The organism is Burkholderia sp. KJ006 (assembly GCF_000262695.1).
GTDB classification, from domain to species: domain Bacteria; phylum Pseudomonadota; class Gammaproteobacteria; order Burkholderiales; family Burkholderiaceae; genus Burkholderia; species Burkholderia vietnamiensis.
Genome location: NC_017920.1, coordinates 40,957 through 64,883 on the forward strand (window position 1 = coordinate 40,957; position 23,927 = coordinate 64,883).

Annotated in this window: 28 protein-coding genes; 4 read left to right on the forward strand and 24 right to left on the reverse strand. The window is 70.0% G+C overall.

Annotated elements, in window-relative coordinates; translation table 11 throughout:
• Positions 1–11 precede the first annotated feature (11 nt).
• The 13 genes from MYA_RS00150 to MYA_RS00215 form a co-directional block, all read right to left on the reverse strand.
• Positions 12–1,379, reverse strand: coding sequence for a sensor histidine kinase (locus tag MYA_RS00150; protein ID WP_014722127.1), 1,368 nt, complete (start codon positions 1,377–1,379; stop codon positions 12–14).
• Positions 1,380–1,459: 80 nt separating this feature from the next.
• On the reverse strand, positions 1,460–2,317 hold the full coding sequence (locus MYA_RS00155; RefSeq protein WP_011882748.1) for an ABC transporter permease: 858 nt from the start codon (positions 2,315–2,317) through the stop codon (positions 1,460–1,462).
• Between the two features lie 45 nt (positions 2,318–2,362).
• Positions 2,363–3,160 (reverse strand): ABC transporter ATP-binding protein, encoded by a 798-nt coding sequence (locus MYA_RS00160; protein ID WP_011882749.1) that lies wholly within the window; start codon positions 3,158–3,160, stop codon positions 2,363–2,365.
• Positions 3,161–3,306: 146 nt separating this feature from the next.
• Positions 3,307–4,311 (reverse strand): ABC transporter substrate-binding protein, encoded by a 1,005-nt coding sequence (locus tag MYA_RS00170; RefSeq protein ID WP_014722129.1) that lies wholly within the window; start codon positions 4,309–4,311, stop codon positions 3,307–3,309.
• Between the two features lie 145 nt (positions 4,312–4,456).
• Positions 4,457–5,239, reverse strand: coding sequence for a flagellar biosynthetic protein FliR (gene fliR / locus MYA_RS00175; protein ID WP_014722130.1), 783 nt, complete (start codon positions 5,237–5,239; stop codon positions 4,457–4,459).
• Positions 5,240–5,267: 28 nt separating this feature from the next.
• Positions 5,268–5,540, reverse strand: a complete 273-nt coding sequence (gene fliQ / locus MYA_RS00180; protein ID WP_011882752.1) for a flagellar biosynthesis protein FliQ — start codon at positions 5,538–5,540, stop codon at positions 5,268–5,270.
• Positions 5,541–5,555: 15 nt separating this feature from the next.
• Entirely contained in the window at positions 5,556–6,317 is a 762-nt protein-coding gene (fliP, locus tag MYA_RS00185; protein WP_011882753.1) for a flagellar type III secretion system pore protein FliP, read from the reverse strand.
• 36 nt (positions 6,318–6,353) lie between these two features.
• Positions 6,354–6,923: a flagellar biosynthetic protein FliO gene (gene fliO, locus MYA_RS00190; protein WP_014722131.1), complete on the reverse strand. Its 570-nt coding sequence runs from the start codon at positions 6,921–6,923 to the stop codon at positions 6,354–6,356.
• A complete protein-coding gene (gene fliN, locus MYA_RS00195; protein WP_014722132.1) occupies positions 6,920–7,432 on the reverse strand; it encodes a flagellar motor switch protein FliN in 513 nt (170 codons plus the stop codon). The genes fliO and fliN overlap by 4 nt, the downstream gene beginning before the upstream one ends.
• Positions 7,425–8,423, reverse strand: coding sequence for a flagellar motor switch protein FliM (gene fliM, locus MYA_RS00200; protein ID WP_011882756.1), 999 nt, complete (start codon positions 8,421–8,423; stop codon positions 7,425–7,427). Before fliM ends, fliN begins: the two co-directional genes overlap by 8 nt.
• A 22-nt stretch (positions 8,424–8,445) precedes the next feature.
• Entirely contained in the window at positions 8,446–8,982 is a 537-nt protein-coding gene (gene fliL, locus MYA_RS00205) for a flagellar basal body-associated protein FliL (RefSeq protein WP_046425506.1), read from the reverse strand.
• Between the two features lie 222 nt (positions 8,983–9,204).
• Positions 9,205–9,927, reverse strand: coding sequence for an LrgB family protein (locus MYA_RS00210; protein WP_014722134.1), 723 nt, complete (start codon positions 9,925–9,927; stop codon positions 9,205–9,207).
• A gap of 13 nt (positions 9,928–9,940) precedes the next feature.
• On the reverse strand, positions 9,941–10,417 hold the full coding sequence (locus MYA_RS00215; RefSeq protein ID WP_011882759.1) for a CidA/LrgA family protein: 477 nt from the start codon (positions 10,415–10,417) through the stop codon (positions 9,941–9,943).
• A gap of 138 nt (positions 10,418–10,555) precedes the next feature.
• Here MYA_RS00215 and MYA_RS00220 point away from each other — a divergent pair, with 138 nt between their 5' ends.
• Positions 10,556–11,482, forward strand: a complete 927-nt coding sequence (locus MYA_RS00220; RefSeq protein WP_014722135.1) for a LysR family transcriptional regulator — start codon at positions 10,556–10,558, stop codon at positions 11,480–11,482.
• 126 nt (positions 11,483–11,608) lie between these two features.
• Here the strand turns inward: MYA_RS00220 and MYA_RS00225 are convergent, their stop codons facing one another.
• Both MYA_RS00225 and MYA_RS00230 read right to left on the reverse strand, forming a co-directional pair.
• Positions 11,609–13,171 carry a DHA2 family efflux MFS transporter permease subunit gene (locus tag MYA_RS00225; RefSeq protein WP_014722136.1) on the reverse strand — a complete coding sequence of 521 codons (1,563 nt, stop codon included), beginning with the start codon at positions 13,169–13,171 and terminating at the stop codon, positions 11,609–11,611.
• A gap of 175 nt (positions 13,172–13,346) precedes the next feature.
• Positions 13,347–13,844 carry a MarR family winged helix-turn-helix transcriptional regulator gene (locus tag MYA_RS00230; protein ID WP_011882762.1) on the reverse strand — a complete coding sequence of 166 codons (498 nt, stop codon included), beginning with the start codon at positions 13,842–13,844 and terminating at the stop codon, positions 13,347–13,349.
• A gap of 173 nt (positions 13,845–14,017) precedes the next feature.
• Between MYA_RS00230 and MYA_RS00235 the strand changes: the two genes are divergently transcribed.
• Together MYA_RS00235 and MYA_RS00240 are read left to right on the forward strand one after the other, a co-directional pair.
• The gene (locus MYA_RS00235; protein WP_011882763.1) at positions 14,018–14,311 is read left to right on the forward strand and encodes a hypothetical protein; all 294 of its coding nucleotides are present in this window, start codon (positions 14,018–14,020) and stop codon (positions 14,309–14,311) included.
• A gap of 287 nt (positions 14,312–14,598) precedes the next feature.
• Positions 14,599–16,134, forward strand: a complete 1,536-nt coding sequence (locus MYA_RS00240; protein WP_014722138.1) for an efflux transporter outer membrane subunit — start codon at positions 14,599–14,601, stop codon at positions 16,132–16,134.
• Between the two features lie 28 nt (positions 16,135–16,162).
• Here the strand turns inward: MYA_RS00240 and gspN are convergent, their stop codons facing one another.
• Genes gspN through gspG form a run of 8 tightly spaced genes read right to left on the reverse strand, consistent with a single transcriptional unit; the run spans position 16,163 to position 22,092 of the window.
• Positions 16,163–16,951, reverse strand: coding sequence for a type II secretion system protein N (gene gspN / locus MYA_RS00245; RefSeq protein WP_011882765.1), 789 nt, complete (start codon positions 16,949–16,951; stop codon positions 16,163–16,165).
• Between the two features lie 31 nt (positions 16,952–16,982).
• Positions 16,983–17,489: a type II secretion system protein GspM gene (gspM, locus tag MYA_RS00250; RefSeq protein WP_011882766.1), complete on the reverse strand. Its 507-nt coding sequence runs from the start codon at positions 17,487–17,489 to the stop codon at positions 16,983–16,985.
• Complete coding sequence (gspL, locus tag MYA_RS00255) at positions 17,486–18,853, reverse strand: type II secretion system protein GspL (protein WP_014722139.1); 1,368 nt, start codon at positions 18,851–18,853, stop codon at positions 17,486–17,488. Before gspL ends, gspM begins: the two co-directional genes overlap by 4 nt.
• A 24-nt stretch (positions 18,854–18,877) precedes the next feature.
• Positions 18,878–19,978: a type II secretion system minor pseudopilin GspK gene (gene gspK, locus MYA_RS00260; RefSeq protein WP_014722140.1), complete on the reverse strand. Its 1,101-nt coding sequence runs from the start codon at positions 19,976–19,978 to the stop codon at positions 18,878–18,880.
• A gap of 2 nt (positions 19,979–19,980) precedes the next feature.
• Positions 19,981–20,685, reverse strand: coding sequence for a PulJ/GspJ family protein (locus MYA_RS00265; protein WP_011882769.1), 705 nt, complete (start codon positions 20,683–20,685; stop codon positions 19,981–19,983).
• On the reverse strand, positions 20,663–21,070 hold the full coding sequence (gene gspI, locus MYA_RS00270; RefSeq protein ID WP_014722141.1) for a type II secretion system minor pseudopilin GspI: 408 nt from the start codon (positions 21,068–21,070) through the stop codon (positions 20,663–20,665). Before gspI ends, MYA_RS00265 begins: the two co-directional genes overlap by 23 nt.
• Positions 21,067–21,597, reverse strand: a complete 531-nt coding sequence (locus MYA_RS00275; RefSeq protein WP_041493717.1) for a GspH/FimT family pseudopilin — start codon at positions 21,595–21,597, stop codon at positions 21,067–21,069. The genes gspI and MYA_RS00275 overlap by 4 nt, the downstream gene beginning before the upstream one ends.
• Before the next feature lie 42 nt (positions 21,598–21,639).
• Complete coding sequence (gene gspG / locus MYA_RS00280) at positions 21,640–22,092, reverse strand: type II secretion system major pseudopilin GspG (RefSeq protein ID WP_011882772.1); 453 nt, start codon at positions 22,090–22,092, stop codon at positions 21,640–21,642.
• A gap of 173 nt (positions 22,093–22,265) precedes the next feature.
• On the opposite strand from gspG, the gene MYA_RS00285 reads away from it, so the two are divergent.
• Positions 22,266–22,676 carry a hypothetical protein gene (locus MYA_RS00285; RefSeq protein ID WP_011882773.1) on the forward strand — a complete coding sequence of 137 codons (411 nt, stop codon included), beginning with the start codon at positions 22,266–22,268 and terminating at the stop codon, positions 22,674–22,676.
• Positions 22,677–22,706: 30 nt separating this feature from the next.
• Here the strand turns inward: MYA_RS00285 and gspF are convergent, their stop codons facing one another.
• Positions 22,707–23,924, reverse strand: a complete 1,218-nt coding sequence (gspF, locus tag MYA_RS00290; RefSeq protein ID WP_011882774.1) for a type II secretion system inner membrane protein GspF — start codon at positions 23,922–23,924, stop codon at positions 22,707–22,709.
• Positions 23,925–23,927 lie beyond the last annotated feature (3 nt).

Here is a 23,927-nt window from a genome sequence, read left to right on the forward strand (position 1 = left end):
GATTCGTATCTTCAGTCGTAAGCGGGCAGCCGCACGGTCACGACGATACCGCGATTGCCCGGGCCCGGCGCGAGCTCGGCGCTGCCGCCGTGCGCCTGCGCGATCTCGCGCACGATCGCGAGGCCGAGGCCGGAGCCCTCGGTATCGGCCGACACGCGGTAGAACCGCTTGAACACGTGCGGCCGCGCTTCGGCCGGAATGCCGGGGCCGTCGTCGATCACATCGAGCACGACCGCGTCGCCGTCGCGGCGCGCGGCCACCGTCACGCAACCGCCCGGCTGCGTGTAGCGCACCGCGTTGTCGACGAGATTCGACACCAGCGCGCTCAGCAGGCTGTCGCTGCCGGCGACGTCGAGCCGCTCGCCGAGATCCGCGCCGAGGTCGATCGCGCGCCGCTGCGCGAGCACGATCGCTTCCTCCAGCACGCTCGACACGACGGCCGCGAGATCGACGCGCTGCGTGAGCAGCGTCGACGGCGTGGCTTCCGCATGCGCGAGCAGCAGCAGCTTGTCGGTCACGTCGGCTATCTTGCGGCTGCTGCGCTGCATGCTGTCGAGCACCGCCGCCAGCTCGCGGTCGCCGTGATCGCGCCGCCGCGCGTACTGGATCTGCGTGTCGAGCACGGCGATCGGCGTGCGCAGCTGGTGCGCGGCGTCGGCGATGAAGCGCCGCTGCGTCGCCGTGTGCGTGTTGAGCCGCGCGATGCACTGGTTGATCGCATCGACGATCGGCCGCAGCTCGTGCTGCAGCCGCTCCGGGCGGATCGGCTCCAGCTCCATCGGCCCGCGGTCGGCGACGTCGTCCTTCAGCTTCATCAGCGGCCGCAGCTCCAGCGTGAGGCCGAGATAGACGAGCACGATCGCGAGCACCAGCATCAGCGACAGGCGCAGCAGCTGCGGCCGCCAGATCGTCGCGACCATCGCGTCGTACGAGCGCGCCGTCTTCGCGACGACGACCGTGACCGTCTCGACGCGTCCCTCGTCGTACAGCTGGCGATCGTATGCGACGGCGCGCAGCGGCACATGCTCGAGCGTCGTGTCGTACAGCGTCGGCTCGGCGCGGTGCCGCGCCGGTGCATCGAGCGCCGGGTTGCCCGCGAGCAGCCGGCCGTGGCCGTCGATCACCTTGTAGAACACCGAGTCGCGCGACGGCGACTCGAAGATCTCCAGCGCGGCCGGCGGCACGTCGGCAACCGGCAGCCCGTTGCGCCACTCGACGTCCTCGCCGATCGTGCGCGCCGATGCGATCAGCGCGCTGTCCTGCACGAGCGCGGCCGTGCGCCGCGCGGTGTCGTACGACATCGCGCCGGCGATCAGCACGAAGGCCGCGAGCGGCAGCAGCAACCACCACAGCAGCCGCCCGCGCAGGCTGTGCGCCATGGCGTCTCCTCAATGCCGAACCGCGCCGGGGCGGCCGGCGCGGTTCGCGCGGTTCGTGGATGCGGTCGGCCGGGCGCGGCTCAGAACGCGGCGGGACGCCATTTCAGCAGGCGCTTCTCGATCCGCGTCAGCAGGTAGTCGGCGGCCAGTGCGACCACGGCCAGCACGATCATCGCCGCGAACACGCCGCTCGCGTTGAACGCGCCCTGCGCGGTGGAGATCAGCAGCCCGATGCCCTGCTTGGAGCCGAGGAATTCGCCGACCACCGCACCGACCAGCGCGAAGCCGAAGCTCACGTGCAGGCTCGCGAGAATCCAGCTCAGCGCGGACGGAATCACGACCGACGTGGTGATCTGCCGGCGCGACGCGCCGAGGATCTGCGCGTTCGCGATCAGGTAGCGGTCCGCTTCGCGCACGCCCTGGAACGCGTTGCCGAACACGACGAAGAACACCATCACGACGGCCAGCGCGATCTTCGACGCCATCCCGAGGCCGAGCGCGATCACGAACACCGAGCCGAGCACCACGCGCGGAATCGAGTTCGCGATCTGGATGTACAGGCCGAACACGTCGGCCATCAGCTTGTTGCGGCCGAGCACGATGCCGCAGATCACGCCGGCGACCGAGCCGATCACGAAGCCGATCGCGGTTTCCTCCAGCGTGACCCACACCTGCGTGAGCAACGGGCCTTGCGACGTGCCGTTGACGAACCAGTCCTGGATCTGCTCGAAGATCAGCGACGGCATCGAGAAGAAGAACGGATCGATCCACTTCAGGCGCGCGGCGAGCTCCCAGCCGCCGAGCACGACGACGAGCACGGCGATGCGCAGCGCGACGATCAGATTGCGCCGGCGGCGCAGCCGGCGTTGCGCGGCGCGCTCGTCGTCCTCGAGCGTGGTCGCCGGCAGGGCGGTGGGGGGAAGCGTCATGTCGGTCATGCTCCTGTCCTTGGCGGTGGGTCGCGTGCGCGGGCGGCGCAGGCGTCAGCCGATCTGCACTTCTTCGCGCAGGTCGTGCCAGATGTCCTTCGAAATCTCGATGAAGCGCGCGTCGTAGCGCACCTCCGACGTGACGCGCGGGCGCGGCAGGTCGATCTCGTACACGCGCTTGAGCGTCGCGGGGCGCGCGGTGAGCACGAACACGCGGTCGGCGAGCGCGATCGCCTCCTCGAGATCGTGCGTGACGAACACGACCGAGCCCTTGTTCGCCGACCACAGCTGCAGCAGCTCGTCCTGCATCAGCGTGCGCGTCTGCATGTCGAGCGCGGAGAACGGCTCGTCCATCAGCAGGATTTCCGGCTGGTTGATGAAGGTCTGCGCGAGCGCGACGCGCTTGCGCATCCCGCCCGACAGCTGGTGCGGGTAGTGCTTCGCGAACTTGTCGAGGCCGACCTTGCGGATCCATTCGTCGGCCTGCGCGTAGGCCACGTCCTTCGAGCGGCCGCGAAACAGCGGGCCGGCCGCGACGTTGTCGATCACGTTGCGCCACGGAAACACCGCGTCGGCCTGGAACACGAAGCCGATCCGCGGGTCGATCCCGTCGACTGGGCGGCCCATCACGCGCACCTCGCCCGACGCCGGTTTCAGCAGCCCGGTGATCAGGTTCAGCGTGGTCGACTTGCCGCAACCCGTGGGGCCGACGATCGCGATGAACTCGCCGCGCGCGACGCTCATGCTGAATTCGCGCAGCGCGACGGTCGCGCGGCCTTCCGGCGAAATGAAGCGGCACGACACGTTGCGAAACTCGATCGCCGGTGTGCTCGGGGAAACTGCCTGGTTCATCGCATTCGTCCTGCGGGTGAAGAGGGCGCCGCAGCGGCGGCGCCGGGCCGGTCAGCCGGGCCTGCGGTGCGCGCACGGCGGCAGCCGGCCGCCGGCGCGGGCACCGCGCGCGTTCATGGCGCGTTCATGGCGCGCTCATTGCGCACTCATTTGGCATTCACGAAGTCGTTGGTGTAGGTGCGCGCCAGATCGATGTGCTTGCCCTTCACCGACGGGTTGAACGCCGACAGCACCTTCAGCACGGTCGCCGGGCCGTCGGCCGGCATCTTCGCGTCGGCCGTGTACATCGGCAGCGACGCCTTCAGCGCAGCCACGTACAGCGCCTTGTCCTTCTGGTAATCGGCCGGCATCTTCGCGGCGATCTCCTCGGCGCTGTGCGTGTGGATGAACTGCATCGTCTTCGCGAACGCGTGCGCGAGCTTGGTCGCTTCCGCCTTGTGCGCATCGGCCCACGCGGACTGCACGTACAGGCTCGCGGCCGGGTAGGTGCCGCCGAGCGCGGCGCGCGTGCCTTCGACGGTGCGCATGTCGACCAGCACCTTCGCGTCGCCCATCTTCTCGAGCGCGGACACCGTCGGCTCGGTCGTCATCCCGGCGTCGATGCGGCCCTGCTTGATCGCGGCGATGAAGCTCGCATCGGCGCCGACCGGCAGCATCGTGTACTGCGTCGACGGCACGCCGCGCTGCAGCGCGAGATATTGCGTGAGGAAGCTGGTCGACGAGCCGAGGCCCGTCACGCCGAGCGTCTTGCCCTTCGCGTCGGCCATCGTCCTGAACGTCGGCGCGGCCTTGGTCGACACCATCTCGACCTCGCCCGGCACCTGGCCGAACACGGCGATCGCCTTCACTTCCTTGCCCTTGCTCTGCAGGTCGACCGTATGGTCGTAGAAGCCGACGACGCCCTGCACGGCGCCCGCCAGCAGCTCGTTCTCGGCATCGACGCCGGCCGGCTGCGACAGCAGCTCGACGTCGAGCCCTTCGGCCTTGAAGTAGCCGAGTTCCTGCGTGAGCCGCGCGGGCAGATAGATGAGCTTGGCGATCCCGCCGACCATGATCGTGATCTTGCCGCCGTCGTCGGCGAGCGCGGGGTGAGCGGCGAGCGCGCAGCTCAGGCTGGCTGCAACGGCGAGGGTGCGCAGGATGGGTCGCATCGGGTCGTCTCCTTCGTTGTATTCGTATGGCGCGATGCGTGGCGCATCGTCACGACGAGTATAGGGACGCGAAGCCTTCCGCAACCTTTCGCGACACGGCGATTCGGTTAGGGGTTTTCCAGCAAATGGGGCGGGCGCGGCCGCGTCAGCGCCAGCCCTGCAGCACGCGGCCGATCCCGTCGAGGCCCATGTCGAACAGGTGCGACACGAACGGCACGAGGTTCGGGATCATCAGTTGCACGAGCAACAGCCCGACCAGCATCGTGACCGGGAAGCCGATCTGGAAGATGCCGATCTGCGGCGCCGCGCGGTTCAGGATGCCGAGCGCGAGGTTGGCGATCAGGAGCGCGGCGACGACCGGCAGCGCGAGCAGCAGCCCCATCTGGAACACGGTCACGCCGAACGCGGCGAGCGTATGCCAGCCGGGCGCATGCAGCAGCTCGGCCGACACCGGCAGCGTCTGGAACGACGCGGCCAGCGCCGCGAACACCTGCAGATGGCCGTCCACCGCGAGGAACGCGAGCATCGCGACCGCGTTCAGGAAGCGGCCCATCACCGGCGTCGCGCCGTTCGAATGCGGATCGAAGAAGGTCGCGAAGCCGAGCCCCATCGACAGCCCGATGAAGTCGCCGGCCGCCTCGACGGCCGCGAACACGAGGTGCATCGTGAAGCCCATCGACACGCCGATCAGGAACTGCGTGACGATGATCCAGATGCCCTGCGCGGAGAACACGGTCACGCCGGGCATCGCGCCGAGCGTGGGCGCGACGACCAGCGCCATGAACGCCGCGAGGCCGATCTTCACGCGCATGGGCACCGCCCCGTGGCCGACCAGGGGCGCCGTCGCGACGAGCGCGAGCATCCGCACGAACGGCCACAGGAAGGCGGTCAGCCAGCCGTTGAGCTGCGCGTAGGTAACCGAGAACATCGCGTGGAAGCGGGGCCGCGCGGGCCGCTCAGCCGGCGCCGAGCGTCGCGACTTGCAGCAGCGTCTGCCGCAGGTAGTCGAGCATCGTCGTCAGCATCCACGGGCCGGCGATCACGAGCGTCGCCGCGACCGCGAGCAGCTTCGGGATGAACGACAGCGTCGATTCGTTGATCTGCGTCGCGGCCTGGAACAGGCTCACGACGAGACCGACCGCGAGCGCGACCAGCAGCAGCGGGGCGGCCAGCAGCAGGCCGACCATCATGGCGTGGTGCGCCAGCGTCATCACCTGTTCGGGTGTCATCGCGTCTTCCTCCGCTTACGTGAAGCTCTGCGCGAGCGAGCCGATCAGCAGCTGCCAGCCGTCGACCAGCACGAACAGCATCAGCTTGAACGGCAGCGACACGGTGGACGGCGACACCATCATCATCCCCATCGACATCAGCACGCTCGCGACCACCAGGTCGATGATCAGGAACGGAATGAAGATCGTGAAGCCGATCTGGAAGCCCGTCTTCAGCTCGCTCGTGACGAACGCCGGCACCAGCAGCGACAGCGGCACGTCCTCCGGCCCCTGCATCGGCGCGGCCTTCGAGATCTTCGCGAACAGCGCGAGATCGGTCTCGCGGGTCTGCTTCAGCATGAAGCCCTTGAACGGCGCGACGCCGCGCTGCACGGCCTGCTCCATCGGCAGCGAGCCGTCGGAGAACGGCTTGTAGCCGTCGTTGTAGGCCTTGTCGAGCACCGGCGACATCACGAAGAAGGTGAGGAACATCGCGAGGCCGAGCAGCACCTGGTTCGGCGGCGTCGTCGCGGTGCCGAGCGCCTGGCGCAGCAGCGACAGCACGATGATGATGCGCGTGAAGCTCGTCATCATCAGCAGCATCGCCGGCAGGAACGACAGCATCGTGAGCAGCAGCATCGTCTGCACGCTCAGCGAATAGGTGGTGCCGCCGTTCGGGCCCGGGCTCGTGTTGAACGCGGGCAGGCCGGCCGCCTGCGCGCACGCGAGCGCGGGGAAGAGGCCGAGGATCAGCACGGGCGCGAAGCGCGCCGCGTGACGCAGGAAGTCGTGTTTCATCGGAATGCGGGTACGGATGGGTGACGCGGCGCCATGTCAGCGCTCCTTGCCGCGCCCGAAGCGCTTCGCGGCTTCGCCGGCGAGCGCGTCGCGAAACCGCGCGCCGAACGGGCCGGACGCGTTCGCGTCGGCGGCGCCGGCGCCGGGCGACGTCGACACGACGGCCGCGTCGGGCGCCGAGCCGGCCGGCAGCGTATGCAGCAGGCGCACGTTGCCCGGCGCGACGCCGAGCACGAGCCAGGTGTCGCCGATCTCGACGATCGTCGCGCTTTCCTTCGCGCCGAGCCCGACGCTCGACACGACCTTCAGCGGGCCGCCGCGCCGCGCGGGCTGGAACCCGAAGCGGCGCGCGAGCCACGCGCAGCCGAACACCAGGCCGATCACGACCGCGAGCCCGACCAGCGTCTGCAGCACCGCGCCGACGCCGAGCGACGGCGCGGCCGAGCCGACCATCACGCTCGACGCGATCGAACCGGCGTGGTTCACCGCGTTCATGTCGGCCGCGCCGGCGCCGCTGCTCGCGAGCGCCGCCGCCCCGGCCAGGAGGGCCGGGAGGGTGGCGACGGCGAAGCGGTGGGCGCGGCGGGCGGCCTTCACGACGTTCACCGATTCAGCTTCCGGATGCGTTCGGCCGGCGTGATGATGTCGGTCAGCCGGATGCCGAACTTGTCGTTGACCACCACGACCTCGCCCTGCGCGAGCAGGCAGCCGTTCACGAGCACGTCCATCGGTTCGCCGGCGAGGCCGTCGAGCTCGACGACCGAACCCTGCGCGAGCTGCAGCAGGTTGCGGATCGCGATCTTGGTGCGGCCCAGCTCCACGGTCATCTTGACCGGGATGTCGAGAATCATCTCGATGTCGTTGTGCGTCGAACTCGCCGCGGCCTTCGACAGCGGCTGGAACACGCCGGCGCCGGTCGCGCCGGCCACCACCGGCTGCTCGTTCTGCTCGGCGAGCGCGGCGGCCCAGTCGTCGAGGCCCTGTTCTTCGTCCGCGGCAGGCGCTGCCGCCGGCGCGGCCGGGGCCGGGGTCGCCGCTGCGGCCGATTCCGCGAGCGCCGCGTCGGCGAGGGCCTGCGCGTCGAGTTCGGGCGTCGTCGTGTTCAGCTCACTCATATCCACCTTCCTTCATCGTGTCGCCCGCGCTGATCATCTTCTGCACGCGCAACGCATATTGACCATTGAAAATGCCGTAGCCGCATTCCATCACCGGCACGCCGTCGACCTTGGCGGTGATCGTGTCGTCGATCTCCAGCGGCAGCACGTCGCCTGCGCGCAGGTTCAGGATCTTCTCGAAGGTCGCCGGGATTTCCGCGAGATCCGCGGTCAGCTCGACCTCGGCCGACTGCACCTGCTGCGACAGCACGCGCACCCAGCGGCGGTCGACTTCGAGCGCCTCGCCCTGGATCGGCGACGACAGCACGTCGCGGATCGGCTCCACCATCGAATACGGCATGCAGATGTGCAGCGTGCCGCCGGTCGGCCCGAACTCGATCGAGAACTGCGTGACGATCACGATCTCGTTCGGCGTCGCGACGTTCGCGAACTGCGTGTGCATCTCCGAGCGCACGAATTCGAACTGCAGCGGCCGCACGCTCTTCCACGCGGTCGTGTAGTGCTCGAACACGAGGTTCAGCAGCTTGCCGATGATCCGCTGCTCGGTGGCCGTGAAGTCGCGGCCCTCGACGCGCGTGTGAAAGCGCCCGTCGCCGCCGAACAGGTTGTCGACGACGAAGAACACGAGGTTCGGATCGAACACGAACAGCGACGTGCCGCGCAGCGGCTTCACGTGCACCAGGTTCAGGTTCGTCGGAATCGGCAGGTTGCGGGTGAACTCGCTGTACTTCTGCACCTTCACCTGGCTCACGGAGATTTCCGCCGTGCGCCGCATGAAGTTGAAGATGCCGATCCGCAACAGACGCGCGAAGCGGTCGTTGATGATCTCGAGGCCGGGCATCCGGCCGCGGACGATCCGCTCCTGCGTCGCGATGTTGTAGGGGCGAACGCCCGACGTGTCGCGCTGCTCGTCGATCGAGTCGGTTTCGCCGGTGACGCCCTTGAGGAGGGCATCGACCTCCTCCTGGGACATGAACTCCTGGTGGCCCATGCGCGCTCCTTTTGCGGCCGCGTTACTGGACGACGAATTCGGTGAACAGCACGGCGTCCACCTTCGCGCGCTGGTTACCCGGCTGCGTCGGTTGCTCGACCAGCTCGCGCAGCTGCTTCGCGAGCAGTTGCTTGCCGTCCGGCGTCGCGAGCTCCTCGGGATGCTTGTTCGACAGCGCGAGCAGGATCCGGCTGCGGATCTCCGGCATGCGCGCGGTCAGCTCCTCCTGCGCCTTCGGGTCGGTCAGCTTCAGCGACAGCCCGACGCGCAGATAGTGCTGGATGCCGTCGTCCGACTGCAGGTTGACGGTCAGCGGGTCGAGCGGGAAGAACACGGGCGCCGCGAGCGGCGGCGGTTCGGCCGGCGCGCTCGAATGGCCGACGCCCGCCTTGCTCAGGAACACGTACATGCCGCCGGCTGCGGCGGCGGCCGCGCCCAGCGCGATGACGGCGATCAGCGCGATGCGCTTGAACTTGCCGGACGAAGCCGGCTTGTCGGCAGGCGGGTTTGCAGTCGTGGAGGCCATGTGAATGCGTGCGTGGTGTCTCGTAGCATGCATTGTTCGGCATCCGGGCCGAAGCCGATGGGCGGAAAAGAGGGGGGAATTACGGCTATCTCAGCAGATTGTCGGCCGGCTGCGGGGGCGCTTCGGCTCGATTCGGCGCGGGGAGGGTGGCGGAGCGGCGGGGGAACGGTGAAGGGCCGCCGCGCGGCGGCCGGCGGCAGGCAGGACCGGGCGGCGATGCGGGCGGCCGGCCGCCCGCGCGGGCTCAGTGCCTGCTCAGATCGGCAGCAGCGACAGCAACGGCGCGATCAGCACCATCGCGACGCCCGCGATCATCATCGTGAGGCTGGACACGACGCCTTCCTCGCTGCCGATCTCGCGCGCCTTCGCGGTGCCGACGCCGTGTGCGGCCGCGCCGAACAGCGCGCCGCGCGCGAGCCGCGTGCGCATCGGCACCAGCGCGAGCACGATTTCGCCGAGCAGCATCCCGCAGATGCCGGTCGCGATCACGAACAGCGCGGTGAGGTCCTTCGGCGCGTGGATCTTGTCGGACACCGCGAGCGCGAACGGGGTCGAGACCGAACGCGTCATCAGCGAGCGCTGCAGCTCGGGCGACAGGTGCAGCAGCTTCGCGAGCAGCAGCGAACCGCACACGCCCGCCGCGATCCCGACCGCGACGCCGACCGACAGCGACAGCCAGTGGCGGCGGATCAGCTCGCGGTATTCGTAGATCGGCACCGCGAACGCGATGGTCGCCGGGCCGAGCAGCCACATCAGCCAGCGCGTGTCGCGGAAGTACACCGAATACGGGATGCCGGTCAGCACGACCAGCAGCGCGAGCACGCCCGGCACGAACACCAGCGGCGAGAACAGCAGCGTCTTGCGGTACGCGTAGAGCCGCTTCGACGCGAAATACAGCGCGACCGTCAGCACGAAGCAGCCGATCGAGATCGCGGTATTCACCTGGTCGACGCTCAGGCGCGACAGCAGCGCATGCATGACGGGCTCCGGCTCAGTGGACCGACACGGTCGCCAGACGCGCGCGGCGGCGTTCGGCGAACATGCGTTGCGCGGCGAGCCGGCGCTCAAGCTTCGCGGCGAGGTCGACCGCGACGGCCACCGCGACCATCACGAACGCGGTGCCGGCGAGCATGACGAGCGCGATGCGCCAGCCGTCCTCGCGGAACAGGCCGCCGTACTGGACGGCCGCGACGGCCGCCGGCACGAAGAACAGCAGCATGTCGGACAGCAGCCAGTTCGCGCCGTCCTTCACCCATGCAGGCGCCACGCGGCCCGAGAACAGCAGCACCAGCAGCACGGCGAGCCCGACCACGCCGGACGGCACCGGCAGGCCGACCGCGCGCACGGCCCAGTCGACCGCGAGCCACAGCACACCGAGCGCGGCGGACTGCAGCGCGATGCGGCCCGTGCGCGTGAGCTTGCCCGGCGTGGCGGGAAGGACGGCGACAGACGCGGTCGAGTGGCTCATGGCTGGCTCCTGCAGAGATTCGGTTGATGCTAGGAGTATAGGGTTTCCCCTAACCATAAATAAAATGACTTGTCTCTATCCTTATCATTCCAGTTCGGAATCCTGTCTGTAGATGCTGCACCAATCTGGGGAGAAGCGATGGAATTGCGCGCGCTGCGGTACTTCGTCGAAGTGGTCCGCCAGCAGAGCTTCACGGCGGCGGCCGACCGGCTGTTCGTCACGCAGCCGACCATCAGCAAGATGGTGAAGGCGCTGGAGGACGAGATCGGCTCGCCGCTGCTGCTGCGCGACGGCCGGCAAATGGTGCTGACCGACGCGGGCCGGATCGTGTTCCAGCGCGGCCAGGACGTGCTCGCCGCGCAGGCGCAGCTGCAGTCGGAGCTGAACGATCTGGGCACGCTCGGGCGCGGCGAGCTGACGATCGGCATTCCGCCGCTCGGCGGCTCGTTGTTCACGCCGATCATCGCCGCGTACAAGCAGCGCTATCCGAACATCGAGCTGAAGCTGTTCGAGCAGGGCGCGCGGATGATTGAGGCGGCGCTGATGTCGGGCGAGCTGGAGCTGGGCGGGCTGCTGGAGCCGGTCGATCCCGGCACGTTCGAGCGGCTGCCGATGGTGCGCGCGCCGCTGTGGCTGGTCGCGCCGCGCGAGTCGCGCTGGGAGGACCACACGGCCGTGGCGCTCGCCGACCTCGCGCGCGAGTCGTTCGTGTTCTACGCGGAAAGCCTCGCGCTGCACGACGCGGTGCTCGACGCGTGCCGGCAGGCTGGCTTCACGCCGTCGATCGTGAGCCGCAGCGGCCATTGGGACTTCATGGCGGCGCTGGTGCACGCGGGCGTCGGCATCGCGCTGCTGCCCGAGCCGTACTGCCGGCGGCTCGATGCGCGGCAGTTCACGTGCCGGCCGATCGTCGAGCCGGAAATCACGTGGGCGATCGCGCTCGGCTGGCTGAAGAAGGGTTATCTGTCGCACGCGGCGCGCGCGTGGCTCGAGGTTGCGCGCGCGACGCTGCCGATCGCGTCCGGCGATGATCTCGCCTTCGGGGGTCTGCTCGCGCGCGAGTGATGCGGGCCGGGACATCGGCACGCGGCGGCCGTGCGGCTCATGCGTGCCGTGGGCGGTGGGCGTGGGCGATGTGTGCGGCCCGCGGCCGGCGGCCGGGCACGCGACGCCGGCCGGCCGCGGCGGGGCTCAATGCCCCATCGACGGCCCCGCGCCCTTCTTCGGCTTCGTGATCCACACGAGCGCCGCGAGCGCGATGAACACGCCGGCCGACAGGTGGAAGAAGTCGTTGGTCGCCATCATGAAGCCCTGCTGCGTGACGAGCTGGTTGAGCTGCGCGTTGGCCGTCTGCCCGACGACCCCGAGCTGCGCGAGCGCGGCCTGGTAGTCCGTCGTGTTCTGCGCATAGACGCTCACCGATTCCGCGAGCCGCGCATGGTGGTAGATCGCGTCGTTCTCCCAGAACGTCGAGCTGGCCGCGGTGCCGATCGCGCCGGACAGCGTGCGCAGGAAGTTCGACAGCCCCGACGCGCTCGCGAGCCGGTCGTCCGAAATGCTCGACAGCGTGATCGTCGTCATCGGCACGAAGAAGCACGCGACGCCGATCCCCTGCACGAGCCGCGGCAGGATCACGTGGTTGAACGGCACGTCGAGCGTGAACGTCGAATTCCACACCGACACGACCGCGAACACGATGAACGCGAAGCTCGCGACCATCCGCAGGTCGAGCCGGTGCATGTTGCGCCCGATCAGCGGCGACAGCACCAGCGCGAGCAGCCCGACCGGCGCGGTCGCGAGCCCGGCCTTGCCGGCCGTGTAGCCCATCACCGTCTGCAGCCACAGCGGGAAGATCACGACCGAGCCGAAGAACGCCATGAAGCCGAACGAGATGATCAGCGCGCCGAGCGCGAAGTTGCGGTCGCGGAACAGCGACAGGTCGACCACCGGCTCCTTCTCGGTGGCTTCCCACACGAGCATGAACGCGAGCGACACCACCGCGATCAGCGCGAGCGCGACGATGAAGCTCGAGTTGAACCAGTCGCGGTCCTTGCCGAGGTCGAGCATCATCTGCAGGCACGACACGCCGATCACGAGCAGCGCGAGGCCGATCGCGTCGATCCGCTGTTTGCTCGTGCGGGTTTCGCGGCCGCGCAGCAGGAAGTACGCGCAGGTCGCCGAGAAGATCCCGATCGGCAGGTTGATGTAGAAGATCCACGGCCACGTGTAGTTGTCGCTGATCCAGCCGCCCAGCAACGGGCCGAAGATCGGCGCGACGATCACCGTCATCGCCCATAGCCCGAGCGCGAGCCCGCGCTTCGCGGGCGGGTAGCTGCGCATCAGGATGGTCTGCGACAGCGGCACCATCGGCCCCGACACGAGGCCCTGCAGCAGCCGGAACGCGATCAGCGTCTCGAAGTTCGACGCGAGGCCGCACAGCGCCGACGCGATCGTGAACGCGAGCACCGACAGCGTGAACAGCCGCACTTCGCCGACCCGCCGCGCCAGCCAGCCGGTCAGCGGCACCGCGATCGCCGATGCGACCGAGTACGACGAGATCACCCACGTGCCTTCGCTGGTCGCGACGCCGAGGCTGCCCGAGATGGTCGGCACCGCGACGTTCGCGATCGACGTGTCGAGCACTTCCATGAAGGTGCCGAGCGCGAGCCCGACGGTGAGCAGCGCGAGCGCGCCGCCGGTGAGCGGCGCCGGTTCGGCGGCAGGGGACGCGGCAGATGCCGTGGTGGTGGACATCGGAATCTCCTAGACGCGACGCGCGCAACGCGTCGGCACAAGGCGCGGGCACACGGAACCGTGCGGCGCGACCGGGTGGAACGAATGAAGGGGCGCGCGGGGCACCTGCACGGTCATCTTCTGCCCAGACAGACAAATAAGCGAATGCTTAAACCGGAACATCGGGCCTCCGCGCTCAACAGTGGGGTTCGTCGGATTCGTCGGGCTTCGGGCAGCCGGCGTCGCCGGGGCCGTTCGCGATGAAGCGCTGCAGCAGGCCGGTGAGCGTCGCGAGCTCGTCGGCCGAGAAGCCGGCCAGCTGCGCGTTCAGCGCGGTCGCGATCAGCGACGGCAACGCCCGCGCCGCCTCGGCGCCGCGCTCGGTCAGCGTCAGCTCGATCACGCGGCGGTCCTGCTCGCTGCGCGCGCGGGCCACCAGGCCCTTGCGCTCGAGACGGTCGAGCATCCGCGTCATCGAGCCGCTGTCGTACGACATCTTGCGCGACAGCTCGAACGGCGTGCGCGCATAGCCGCGCGACAGCAGCAGGATCACGCCGATCTGCTGCGCGGTGAGGTCGTACGGCTCGAGGGCGCGATCCATCCGCTCGACGAGCGCCTGCCGAGCCTTGGTCAGGAAATAACCGAGGCTCGTTTCCAGCTCGATGGTGTCGGGATCGTAAAGGCCGCCGTTCATTGCGATTGCGCGCAGCAACAGTGCGTTTCAGGACAAAACGCGCCCAGTATCTTGAAAAATGATTGCTTGGTCAATATTATTTCAGGCAACCAGTTACGACGTGCACGTCGCACCGCCGGAGACTATGTTCTGACCGCCGCGCCCGCCCTGCCGGGCACCCGAGGATGTTCCCCATGCTGTTCCTGAAAAACGCCGCCGGCGCACTGCGCCGCAACCTGACCGATACCGCTCATCATGCGTTCGCCGGCCCGCACCGCGGCTGGAAGATCGCGCTGTACGTGACGATGCTGGTGGTGCCGGGCGGCTCGCTCGCGGCGCTCGGGTTCGCGTGGTTCGATCATCGGCGCCAGCGCAGCGCGAAACGGGCCGGCCGCGCCGGGCACCGCACGACTCAGACGGCGGCACCCGACCCATCGCCATGGCGGCCCGCCGTCGATCCCCTGCCGGTGCCCGCGCGCTGCCACTGACGCGGCGCGGCGCACGCCGTCGCCGTTGCCTTCGCCGTTGAATCGGCCCGCCGCAACGCGCGGTGCGGTCGGCGCAGCCGGCCCGTTTTGCACGCAAGCCCGCCGTAACGACCGGTAAACCGGCCGTCCGCACCGGTAACACATGCGTGCGGCCGCGCACCTTACCCTTACGGCTGCGCAGCTTTCCCGCCGTCAGTTACCATTTGTCCGCCAGCGGCTGAACGTCCGCACCGCGCGCGTTGCGCGACGCCGCTCGCCGGCCGCCGCACCCAGACAGGAACCTCACGATGCCGTACGCCTCCTTCCCGCGCGCCTTTCGCCCGCTGAGCGCCGCCGTTGCCGTTGCAACGGCCGTGCTGCTCGCCGGCTGCGCGGTCGGGCCCGACTATCACCGGCCCGACACGACGATTCCCGCCGCGTTCAAGGAAGCGCCGGCCGGCTGGAAGGTCGCGCAGCCGGCCGACCGGGCCGATCGCGGGCCGTGGTGGTCCGTCTACGGCGATTCGCAGCTCGACGCGCTGATCGGCAAGCTCAACGCGTCGAACCAGACCATCGCGCAATCGGCCGCCGCGTACCGGCAGGCACGCGCGCTCGTGACCGAGGCGCGCGCCGCGTACTTCCCGACGGTCGGGCTGACGGCGTCGGGCACGCGCTCGCGTACGGGACGCGCGTCGTCGTCGGGCTCGTCCACGTTCGGCGGCGGCTCGGCGATCGGCAACAGCTACAGCGTCGGCCTCGATGCGAGCTGGGAGCCGGACCTGTGGGGCAAGGTGAGCCGCAACGTCAGCGCGCAGCGCGCCGGCGAAGCGGCGGCCGCGGCCGATCTCGCGAACGCGCGGCTGTCGCAGCAGGCGCTGCTCGCGCAGACGTACTTCCAGCTGCGCACGTCCGATGCGCTGCAGAAGCTGCTCGACGACACGGTGAAGTCGTACGGCGACTCGCTGAAGCTCACGCAGAACCAGTACGCGCAGGGCGTGGCCGCGCGCGCCGACGTGATCCAGGCGCAGACCCAGCTGCAGAGCGCGCAGGCCGCGTCGATCGACAACGGCGTCGCGCGCGCGCAATACGAGCATGCGATCGCGACGCTGATCGGCGAACCGGCATCGACCTTCTCGCTGCCGCCGAACCCGCTCGCCGAGGAGCCGCCGGTCACGCCGGTCGACGTGCCGTCCGCGCTGCTCGAGCGCCGGCCCGACATCGCGGCCGCCGAGCGCCGCGCGGCCGCCGCGAACGAGCAGATCGGCGTCGCGATCGCCGCGTTCTTCCCGACGCTCACGCTGTCGGCCAGCGGCGGCTTCCAGAGCTCGGTGTGGTCGCAGCTGTTCACGCTGCCCGCACGGTTCTGGACGGTCGGCCCGCAGCTCGCGGCGACGCTGTTCGACGCCGGCCTGCGGGCCGCGCAGACCGACGCGGCCCGCGCGACCTACGATCAGGACGTCGCCGCGTACCGGCTCGCGGTGCTCACCGCGTTCCAGGACGTCGAGGACAACCTCGCGTCGCAGCGCATCCTCGCGCACGAAGTCGACGTGCAGCGGCAGGCCGTCGCGAGCGCCGAGCAGGCGCTGGCGATCGTCACGAACCAGTACAAGGCCGGCACGGTCGCCTATCTGAACGTGCTGACCGCGCAGACCACCGCGTTCACTGCGCAGCAGAAGCTCGCGACGCTCGGCGGCCAGCGGATGGTGTCGTCGGTCGGGCTCGTGAAGGCGCTCGGCGGCGGCTGGGATACGTCGGACATGGCGCGCGAGACGGGCGGCATGGCGGCGCCCGCCGCGATGCCGGCGTCCGGCGCGACGGCCGCCGCGCCGCTCGCGCAGCAGTAACGGGAGCCGCGGCGCGGGCCGCGGCGGCTCAGCGCATCGCGTCGCCGAAGATCAGCGACACCTGGTTGTTGCCGATCGGATGTCCGAGCAGGTTCAGCAGCCCCGCGAGGTTCGCCTGCTGCTCCGGCGCCGCGTGCGCGGTGCCGCGGAACGACCCGTGGCCGGGGCCGAAGCCGCCGTGTCCGTCGAGGAACAGCGGGCCCTGCGTGGTCGACAGGTCGAGATCGGCGTCCGCGCCCTTCGCCTGCAGCACCGCGCGGTACGAGCCGAGCGGCTTCACGCGCGACACGCGCGAACTCATCGAATCGATCGTCACCGTCAGCTGGCCGAACGCGTTGTTGCCGATCAGCCGCCAGTCGGTCCAGCCGAGCCGCACGTCGCCCTGCAGGTCGAGCGTGTTGAACGGCGTGCCGAGCCCGGCGAGCAGCGAAGCGGGCACGGCCATCGCACCGGCCGACAGCACCGCGCCGCGCCACGTCGCGTCGAGCGTGACGGCATCGGGCATCGCCTCGGTCTGCCGCATGCGCATCTGCACGCGGCCGGTCAAGAGCGGCCAGAAGCGCGTGGTCCATTCGACGCGGCCCGGCAGCAGCGTGGCGGCGCTCTGGTCCGCGCCCGGCGCCAGCATCAGCGTGCCGGAGCCGTGCCACAGCGAGCCGTCCGGATCGACGAGATTGACGTGACCGCCGGTCGCACGCGCGAACTGCGGCGCGATCCACGCGGCCGGCGCGAGCGCGACGAGCGTGGCGGCCGTGGCCAGCGCGCCGGCCGCCAGCCACGGCAAGACGGCGACGAGCCGCCTGAGTGCCGGCCGCATCGGCCGGGCGTCGCTTGTTTCGTTCACTGCGTCATTTCTGCATCGAGGGTTGCATCACGGCCGTCAGGTCGACCTGACCGTCATCCTTCAGTGCGGTGGCGTGCGCTTCGCCGACCTGCACCTTGAACTGCCGGCGCGCATCGTCGAGCCACTGCGTCCATGCCGGGAACGACACGTTCTTCATCTGGACCTGCACGCCGTTGCCGACCACCTGCACCTGCGCGCCCTGCAGCCCGTGATCGGACAGCGACGCGGTGAGCGCGTCCTTCAGCGCGAGGCCGGTCGGCGCGACGCCCTGCGCGGCGGCGGTCAGCGACTTCGCCTCGTTGGCCTGCGCGGTCATCTGCGCGAGCTCGCGGCGCAGCGTCGGCAACTCGTGCTGGATGCGCGCGCGGCCTTCCTGCGCGGGCGACCACAGCACCGAATACGCGATCGCGACGGCCAGCACCGTGCCGCCCCAGCCGAGCAGCGTGCGTTCCCGCGGCGTGCGCTCGCCCCAGAACTGGGCCAGCGTCTCGTTCAGTTGTGCGGTGTTCATGAGCGGCTCCGGATCGTCCATTTGCCGGTGCTGCTGTCGACTTCGCCGGCCAGCCCGTTGCGCGCGAGACGCTGCGGGAAATCGGGGTCGACCTTGACCTCCGGCTTGAAGCCGACGTCGAGCCGCCGGTCGTGATAATCGAGCGAGGCGATGCCATTCTGCGGCAGCGCGCCCATCGAGCGCGACAGCCCGCTCGCCAGCGCGAGGAAATCGTTCGGCGACAGCTCGCCGGCCGCGAGCCGCAGCTGATCGAGCTGGCGCTGCATCTGCGCGGGCGGATCGAGCACGGTGGTCGTCTTCGGGAACGCGGACAGCAGCGTCTCGGTGATCTGCGCCGACAGCGCATCGCGCTCGCGCGACAGCTTCCACCAGTGCAGGTTCATCCCGATCACCGCGACGCCGAGCGTCGCCGCCGCGAGTGCGATCGGCACGCGCAGGCGCTTCACCGTCGCGCGATCGAAGCGCCACGGCTGCGATTCGAATTCGAACTGGCAGAGATCGAACTTCTCGTCGAGCGCACGCCGCGCGAACACGTCGAACGCCAGCGGCTGCGCCCCGGGCAACAGCGCGGCGTCGCTGCGGCCGACCGACGCGAGGCGCGGCTCCGCGCCCGGCTCGCCGAGTTCGTACAGTTCGACGTCGGCGCCGCCCGCGAGCGCGGCCAGCGTGCCGCCCGCGCGGGCCGCGGGCGCGGCGAAACCTTCGCCGAGCGCACCGCGCGCGATCGCGAATTCGTAGCGCGGCGCCGCGGCCGCCCCCGGCTGCGCGCCGGCTTCGACGAGCGCCGGTTCGACCGTCGTCGCGAGGCCGAGCACCGCGGCCACCGGCGCGGGCCGTGCGAGCGGCGCGGCGTCGGCTGCGAGTGCGGCGGCAGGCGCGGCGTCGCCGTCGGCGGGCAGGGCGGCGTCGGCCGTGCTCGCGCGCGGCGCGGGCAGGCAGCGCGTGGCCGGCACCGCGCTCAGGTGCCGGTGGCCGGCCGCGATGAACGCGTCGCAGATCGTGCGGAACCACGCGCGATCGACGACGGCCAGCACGCGGCGGCCGTCGGGCAGCGCGACCGGATCGAGCGCGATATGGCAGCCGAGCGGATCCTGGATCAGCTGATCCTCGACGATGTTGGGCAGCGCCTGGCGCAGCTTCGGCCCCTTGAGCGGCGGCACGGTCGCGGCCAGCAGCAGCACGTCGCGCGCGGCGACGATCAGCACCGTCGCGTTCGCGCGCGGCAGCAGCGCGAGCGCGGCGCGGCCCGCGCGCTGCACCTGGCCGGCCTTGTCCACGAGCGTGAACGGCAGCTCGGGCCACTGCCATTCCTGCAACGGCACGGCCGGCTCGCGCGGCGGCAAAGAAACAATCAGCGTGCTCAAGAGCTCCTCTCCCGAATGGCGTCGTTATAGCTGGTCGCGGATGCGCACGACCCGCGTCGAATGCGTGGTCGGATCACGATACACGAGCGAGGTGCGATCGACCTCCGCGCGATCGTGCTGGATCCGGCCGTGCACGATGAAATAGCTGGAATTGACGTCGACGAGGCTCGAGTCGATCGTCGCGTTCGGCGCACCGGCGCCGCGCAGCGCGAGCTGCACGTCGCCAGCGTTGCGGAAAAATACCGTCTCGCGGCGCGACACCAGCGCCTGCGCCGACGACACGCTCATCCCCGGCACCAGCGCGGCGATCACCTCGGCCGGCGCGGTGTTCATGTTCACCGGAGTCGTGGTCGGCAGCACGGTGACGAACGGGCGCAGCCGCGCGACCATCTCGGACGTCACGCCGTCGACGTCGAGCAGGCTGTCCACGCTCGTCATCACGAGCGGCGCCGGCCCGCGCTCGGTGTCGGACATGCCCGGTTCGTCGGTGAAGTTGCCGGCCATGTCGCCGCCGGGCACCGGCGCGGTCGCGGCCGTGCCGGCGCCCGGCAGCGCCAGCGTCTGGAAGCGCGTCGCCGAATGCATCAGCCCGGCGCGCATCTGCAGCGCGATCCGCTTCGCGAGCGCGCCGTCGTAACCGAGCGTCGCCAGCAGCCGCTGGAACGCCTGCAGCTGCGTGACGTTGAGCTGCAGCACGCCCGGCGCCGGCGACGACACGAGATTGCGCAGGTTGTACTTCGCCTGCGCATCCTCGATCGAGCCGGAGATGTAGGTGTCCTCGCCGCCGTTGTCGTTCGGCGCGCCGATCCGGCCGAGGAAGTCCGACAGCTTGGTCTTCGCGATCGGCACGGCCCAGATTCCGCCGAGATAGGTGATGCCGGGCGCCGTGTCGGCTTCGGAGCGCAGGATCATGCGCGTCCAGTCGAGCGCGCCGCGCGCGACCCACTGCGCCTGCGCGAGCACGCGCTGGTTCTCGATGCGGCGGATCTGCACCTGCTGGCGCCACAGCATCCCGGAGACAAGGATCGCCGACAGCGCGACCACCAGCAGCGCGGTGATGATTGCCGCGCCGCGCTCGCGCTGCGCGCGCGCGGCGAACCGGAAGCGGGAAGGGCGGGCGCGCATCGTCATTCCCCGACCAGGAAAATGCGCGTGACCGGCACGCGCAGCGACGTCGCGCCGATGCTGACCTGCAGGCCCGTCACCGCGCGCGCGGGCGGCGCGTTGCCGATCTGCGGCACCTTCAGCGCATCGTTGTTCTGCGCCAGCGCGTCGTTGGCCGTCTGCAGGTTGGTGGTCCAGCCGACGCGCGGCACGTACAGCTTCGCGTCGATCGCGCCGACGCCGCCCATCAGCGCGACCCAGCTCCAGCCGTCGACGCTGCTGTCCTTCAGCACGTCGCGCAGGCGGTTCGCGTCGTCGAGCGGCGGCGATGCGTAGCGCACGACGCGCCCGCCGGCGATCCGGTAGCGGACCACCTGCAGCCGCGGCGCGGCGCCCGGCACGTCGAGTTCGCGCACGATCTGCAGCGTATTGCCGGCGACGCCGATCGCCGGCTGGCCGGCTTCGTCGTCGGTCGCGGCGAGCCGCGCGTCGATGCGCATCTGGTCGAACATCTGCGCGAAGACGCGCTCGTCCTCCATCGCGGAGGCGACCTTGTCGCGGCCGCGCATGATCTGGTCGAGCCCGCGCCACGCGAGGATCGCGACGACCGCGAGGATCGCGATCGCGATCATCAGCTCGATCAGCGTGAAGCCGCGCACGCGCCGCGAGGCGGCGGCGCGCGCCGGCTGGCGGCGCGGCGGCGCGTCAGAGCGGACGGCTGGTTTCATTCGCGACCACCGTCACCATTTGTGCGAGCACGCCGGCGCGCCCCGGCATGCTCACCGACACCTGCACGCGCCGGAACACCGGGTTCGGCGTGCTGCTCACGCGCTGCGTGCACACCAGCTGCACGTTGCCCTGCGAGCAGTCGAAGCTCTGCTCGCCGACCTCCGGCCACGCATGCGCGAGGCGCAATTGCGCCAGCGCGTTGTCGGCGCTCCAGCCGGCGAGCAGCCGGCGATGCAGATCGGAGGCGTTGGTCGCCATCGTGCCGACCGCGCGGATCGACGCGGCGAGCGCGACCGCGATGATCGCGAGCGCGACGAGCACCTCGATCATCGTGAAGCCCTGCGAGGAAGCGGCCGGGAAGCGCAGGCGACGACGCATCGTCATTGCACCTCGTAGCGGCCGTTGCCGGTGCCGACGATCGTCGCGCTACCGGCGGCGGAATGCAGCGTCACGCGCACCGGCGTGTCGATGCTTTCGGTACCGAACACGACGCGGCTCGCGCGCGTGTCGGAACCCGGATAGTCGATATCGGCGCCCGTCACGCCGCCGTCCCAGTCGCGCGGACGCAGCAGATCGTCGCGCAGCGTGCGCCAGCCGTCGGGCGAGCTCACGTCGAACCGGAAGCCATGCGCGGTCGGCTGCCACGCGATCGGCCGCGCGCGCACCTGCGCTTCGTCGCCGGCCGACTCGAACAGCAGCGCGATGCGCTGCGCTTCCTCGCGCAGGTCGGTGCGCGGATTGCGCGTGAGCGACAGCGACGCGAGCGACACCAGCAGGCCCGCGATCACCAGCACGACCAGCATCTCGAGCAGCGTGAAGCCGCGCGCCTGCGCGCGTGCGATGCGGCCGCGCACGCGGCCGGCGGTGCGGCATGCGGCAGCGGGGCGCGACGGCGTGCGAGGGGCGGGCATGAGGGGAAGAATGCGGCGAAGGCGGGACCGGTCAGCGCGGGCTTACTGCCACGACCCGATGTCGGTGTCGTTGCCGTCGCCGCCTTCCTTGCCGTCGGCGCCGTAGCTGAACACGTCGATCTCGCCGTGCACGCCCGGATTCAGGTACTTGTACGCGTTGCCCCACGGATCGTTCGGCAGGCGTTCGAGATAGCCGCCGTCCTTCCAGTTGTTCGGGATCGGATCGGTCGTCGGCTTCTGGGTCAGCGCGGTCAGCCCCTGTTCCTGGCTCGGATAGCGGCCGTTGTCGAGACGGTACAGCTTGAGCGCCTGCATGATGGTGCCGATGTCCTGCTTCGCGGCGATACGGCGCGCCTCGTCGGGACGGCTCATGATTTTCGGCACGATCAGTGCCGCCAGGATCCCGAGGATCGCGACCACCACCATGATCTCGATCAGCGTGAAACCGCGCTGACGGCGCACGGCCGCATTACGGCGAGTGATCCACGTTTGCATGACTACCTCTTTCCAAAAAATGTCGTCGATTGAGTGACGCACCCTGCGCATCGCGGCCGCATACCTGACGGCAGGCTTCCGATACCCGGGGCGCGGAGCACGCATTGTAAGGCGCGCATCGCCGAGGGCTTTCACTCAACGCAAATTTCATATAGATCCGTACAATAGCGCGCATGAACGCGCTCTCGATCCGGATCCTCTCCCTCGCCCTCTTCGCGGGTTTGTGCGCGACGGCCACCTACTGGGTCGTCACGCTGTCGGCCCGCGAAGCGCCGCTGCCTGCCGCCGCCGCGCGGCTGCCGATCCGCACCGAGGACGCCGCCGCGCTCTTCGGCGGACAGCTCGACAAGAATCCCGTGCAGGACATCCACCTGTTCGGCATTCTCGCGCTCGATCACGGCGGCGCCGCGATCGTCGGCATCGGCGGCGAACCGCCGCGCGCGGTGTCGCTCGGCGCGGAGCTCGCGCCCGGCGCGAAGCTCGCCGAAGTGCGCAGCCGCTCGATCATCGTCGACCGCAACGGCGCGCGCGCCGAAGTCCAACTCCCGGCCAACACGCCGTCCCCCGCGATCTACATGCGCTGAGCGGCGCCGGCGCACGCGCCGGCCACGCCGTCACTGCACCATGTTGTTCAGCTCGATGATCGGCAGCATCACGGCCAGCACGATCACCAGCACGATCCCGCCCATCGCCAGGATCAGCAGCGGCTCGAGCAGGCTCGTCAGGAACATCGTGCGCCGTTCGAGCTCGCGCGCCTCGCCTTCGGCCGCGCGGTCGAGCATCGTCGTCACGTCGCCGGTCGCTTCGCCGGAACGGATCAGGTGCACCAGCACCGGCGGAAACGTCTTCACGTTGTTCAGCGCGCGCGACAGCGCGGAGCCTTCGCGCACGCGCACGATCGCATCGTCGATGTTCGCGCGCATCGCGCGGTTCGACAGCGTCTCGCCGGCCGCCTGCAGCGCGCGCAGGATCGGCACGCCGGCCGCGGTCAGGATGCCGAGCGTGCTCGCGAAGCGCACCGTGTTGTAGCCGCGCACGAGCTTGCCCGCGAGCGGCGCGGTCAGCACCCAGCGGTCGAACGCCAGCCGCGGCCCGGCGCGCGACAGCGTCGACTTCACGATCCACACGACGAGCGCGACCGCGATCAGGATCGCCCACCACCAGTGCCGCACGAACTCGGACAGCGCCATCATCACGATCGTCAGCAGCGGCAACTGCTGCTTGGTGCTCGCGAACACGTTGACGACCTGCGGCACGACGTAGCTCAGCAGGAACGTGACGATGCCGAACGCGATCAGCGTGACGATCCCCGGATACGTGAACGCGAGCAGGATCTTCTGCTTGAGCGCGTTGCTCTGCTCGATGTAGTCGGCCAGGCGCGACAGCACGATGCCGAGCTTGCCCGTATGTTCGCCGGCGGCGACGAGCGCGCGGTAGATCTCCGGAAAATCGCGCGGATGCTGTCCGAGCGCATTCGCGAGCGAATGGCCGCCGAGCACTTCGGCGCGGATCGCGGCCATCAGCTCGCGGATGTAGTCGCGCTCGGCCTGCTCGGTGAGCACGCCGAGCGCCTCGTCGAGCGGCAGCCCCGCGATCAGCAGGCTCGCGAGCTGGCGCGTGAGGATCGCCTGCTCGCGCTGCGACAGCTTGCGGCCGAACGCGAGGCGCTGCGAACGCGCGCCGCGCGTCGCGCTGGCGGCCGGCTCGACCACGAGCGGCGTGAGCCCCTGCGTGCGCAGCTGGCCGCGCGCGGCGCGCGCGCTGTCGGCGTCGATCACGCCTTTCTGCGCACGCCCCGCCGAGTCGATCGCTTCGAAACGGAATGCCGGCATCGC

Excerpts from the sequence above, each read along its gene's own strand:
- MYA_RS00150 (WP_014722127.1), bottom strand. The coding sequence starts at position 1,379 with ATGGCGCACAGCCTGCGCGGGCGGCTGCTGTGGTGGTTGCTGCTGCCG.
- MYA_RS00155 (WP_011882748.1), bottom strand. The coding sequence starts at position 2,317 with ATGACCGACATGACGCTTCCCCCCACCGCCCTGCCGGCGACCACGCTC.
- MYA_RS00160 (WP_011882749.1), bottom strand. The coding sequence starts at position 3,160 with ATGAACCAGGCAGTTTCCCCGAGCACACCGGCGATCGAGTTTCGCAAC.
- MYA_RS00170 (WP_014722129.1), bottom strand. The coding sequence starts at position 4,311 with ATGCGACCCATCCTGCGCACCCTCGCCGTTGCAGCCAGCCTGAGCTGC.
- fliR (WP_014722130.1), bottom strand. The coding sequence starts at position 5,239 with ATGTTCTCGGTTACCTACGCGCAGCTCAACGGCTGGCTGACCGCCTTC.
- fliQ (WP_011882752.1), bottom strand. The coding sequence starts at position 5,540 with ATGACACCCGAACAGGTGATGACGCTGGCGCACCACGCCATGATGGTC.
- fliP (WP_011882753.1), bottom strand. The coding sequence starts at position 6,317 with ATGAAACACGACTTCCTGCGTCACGCGGCGCGCTTCGCGCCCGTGCTG.
- fliN (WP_014722132.1), bottom strand. The coding sequence starts at position 7,432 with ATGAGTGAGCTGAACACGACGACGCCCGAACTCGACGCGCAGGCCCTC.
- fliM (WP_011882756.1), bottom strand. The coding sequence starts at position 8,423 with ATGGGCCACCAGGAGTTCATGTCCCAGGAGGAGGTCGATGCCCTCCTC.
- fliL (WP_046425506.1), bottom strand. The coding sequence starts at position 8,982 with ATGCATGCTACGAGACACCACGCACGCATTCACATGGCCTCCACGACT.
- MYA_RS00210 (WP_014722134.1), bottom strand. The coding sequence starts at position 9,927 with ATGCATGCGCTGCTGTCGCGCCTGAGCGTCGACCAGGTGAATACCGCG.
- MYA_RS00215 (WP_011882759.1), bottom strand. The coding sequence starts at position 10,417 with ATGAGCCACTCGACCGCGTCTGTCGCCGTCCTTCCCGCCACGCCGGGC.
- MYA_RS00220 (WP_014722135.1), top strand. The coding sequence starts at position 10,556 with ATGGAATTGCGCGCGCTGCGGTACTTCGTCGAAGTGGTCCGCCAGCAG.
- MYA_RS00225 (WP_014722136.1), bottom strand. The coding sequence starts at position 13,171 with ATGTCCACCACCACGGCATCTGCCGCGTCCCCTGCCGCCGAACCGGCG.
- MYA_RS00230 (WP_011882762.1), bottom strand. The coding sequence starts at position 13,844 with ATGAACGGCGGCCTTTACGATCCCGACACCATCGAGCTGGAAACGAGC.
- MYA_RS00235 (WP_011882763.1), top strand. The coding sequence starts at position 14,018 with ATGCTGTTCCTGAAAAACGCCGCCGGCGCACTGCGCCGCAACCTGACC.
- MYA_RS00240 (WP_014722138.1), top strand. The coding sequence starts at position 14,599 with ATGCCGTACGCCTCCTTCCCGCGCGCCTTTCGCCCGCTGAGCGCCGCC.
- gspN (WP_011882765.1), bottom strand. The coding sequence starts at position 16,951 with ATGCGGCCGGCACTCAGGCGGCTCGTCGCCGTCTTGCCGTGGCTGGCG.
- gspM (WP_011882766.1), bottom strand. The coding sequence starts at position 17,489 with ATGAACACCGCACAACTGAACGAGACGCTGGCCCAGTTCTGGGGCGAG.
- gspK (WP_014722140.1), bottom strand. The coding sequence starts at position 19,978 with ATGCGCGCCCGCCCTTCCCGCTTCCGGTTCGCCGCGCGCGCGCAGCGC.
- MYA_RS00265 (WP_011882769.1), bottom strand. The coding sequence starts at position 20,685 with ATGAAACCAGCCGTCCGCTCTGACGCGCCGCCGCGCCGCCAGCCGGCG.
- gspI (WP_014722141.1), bottom strand. The coding sequence starts at position 21,070 with ATGACGATGCGTCGTCGCCTGCGCTTCCCGGCCGCTTCCTCGCAGGGC.
- MYA_RS00275 (WP_041493717.1), bottom strand. The coding sequence starts at position 21,597 with ATGCCCGCCCCTCGCACGCCGTCGCGCCCCGCTGCCGCATGCCGCACC.
- gspG (WP_011882772.1), bottom strand. The coding sequence starts at position 22,092 with ATGCAAACGTGGATCACTCGCCGTAATGCGGCCGTGCGCCGTCAGCGC.
- MYA_RS00285 (WP_011882773.1), top strand. The coding sequence starts at position 22,266 with ATGAACGCGCTCTCGATCCGGATCCTCTCCCTCGCCCTCTTCGCGGGT.
- gspF (WP_011882774.1), bottom strand. The coding sequence starts at position 23,924 with ATGCCGGCATTCCGTTTCGAAGCGATCGACTCGGCGGGGCGTGCGCAG.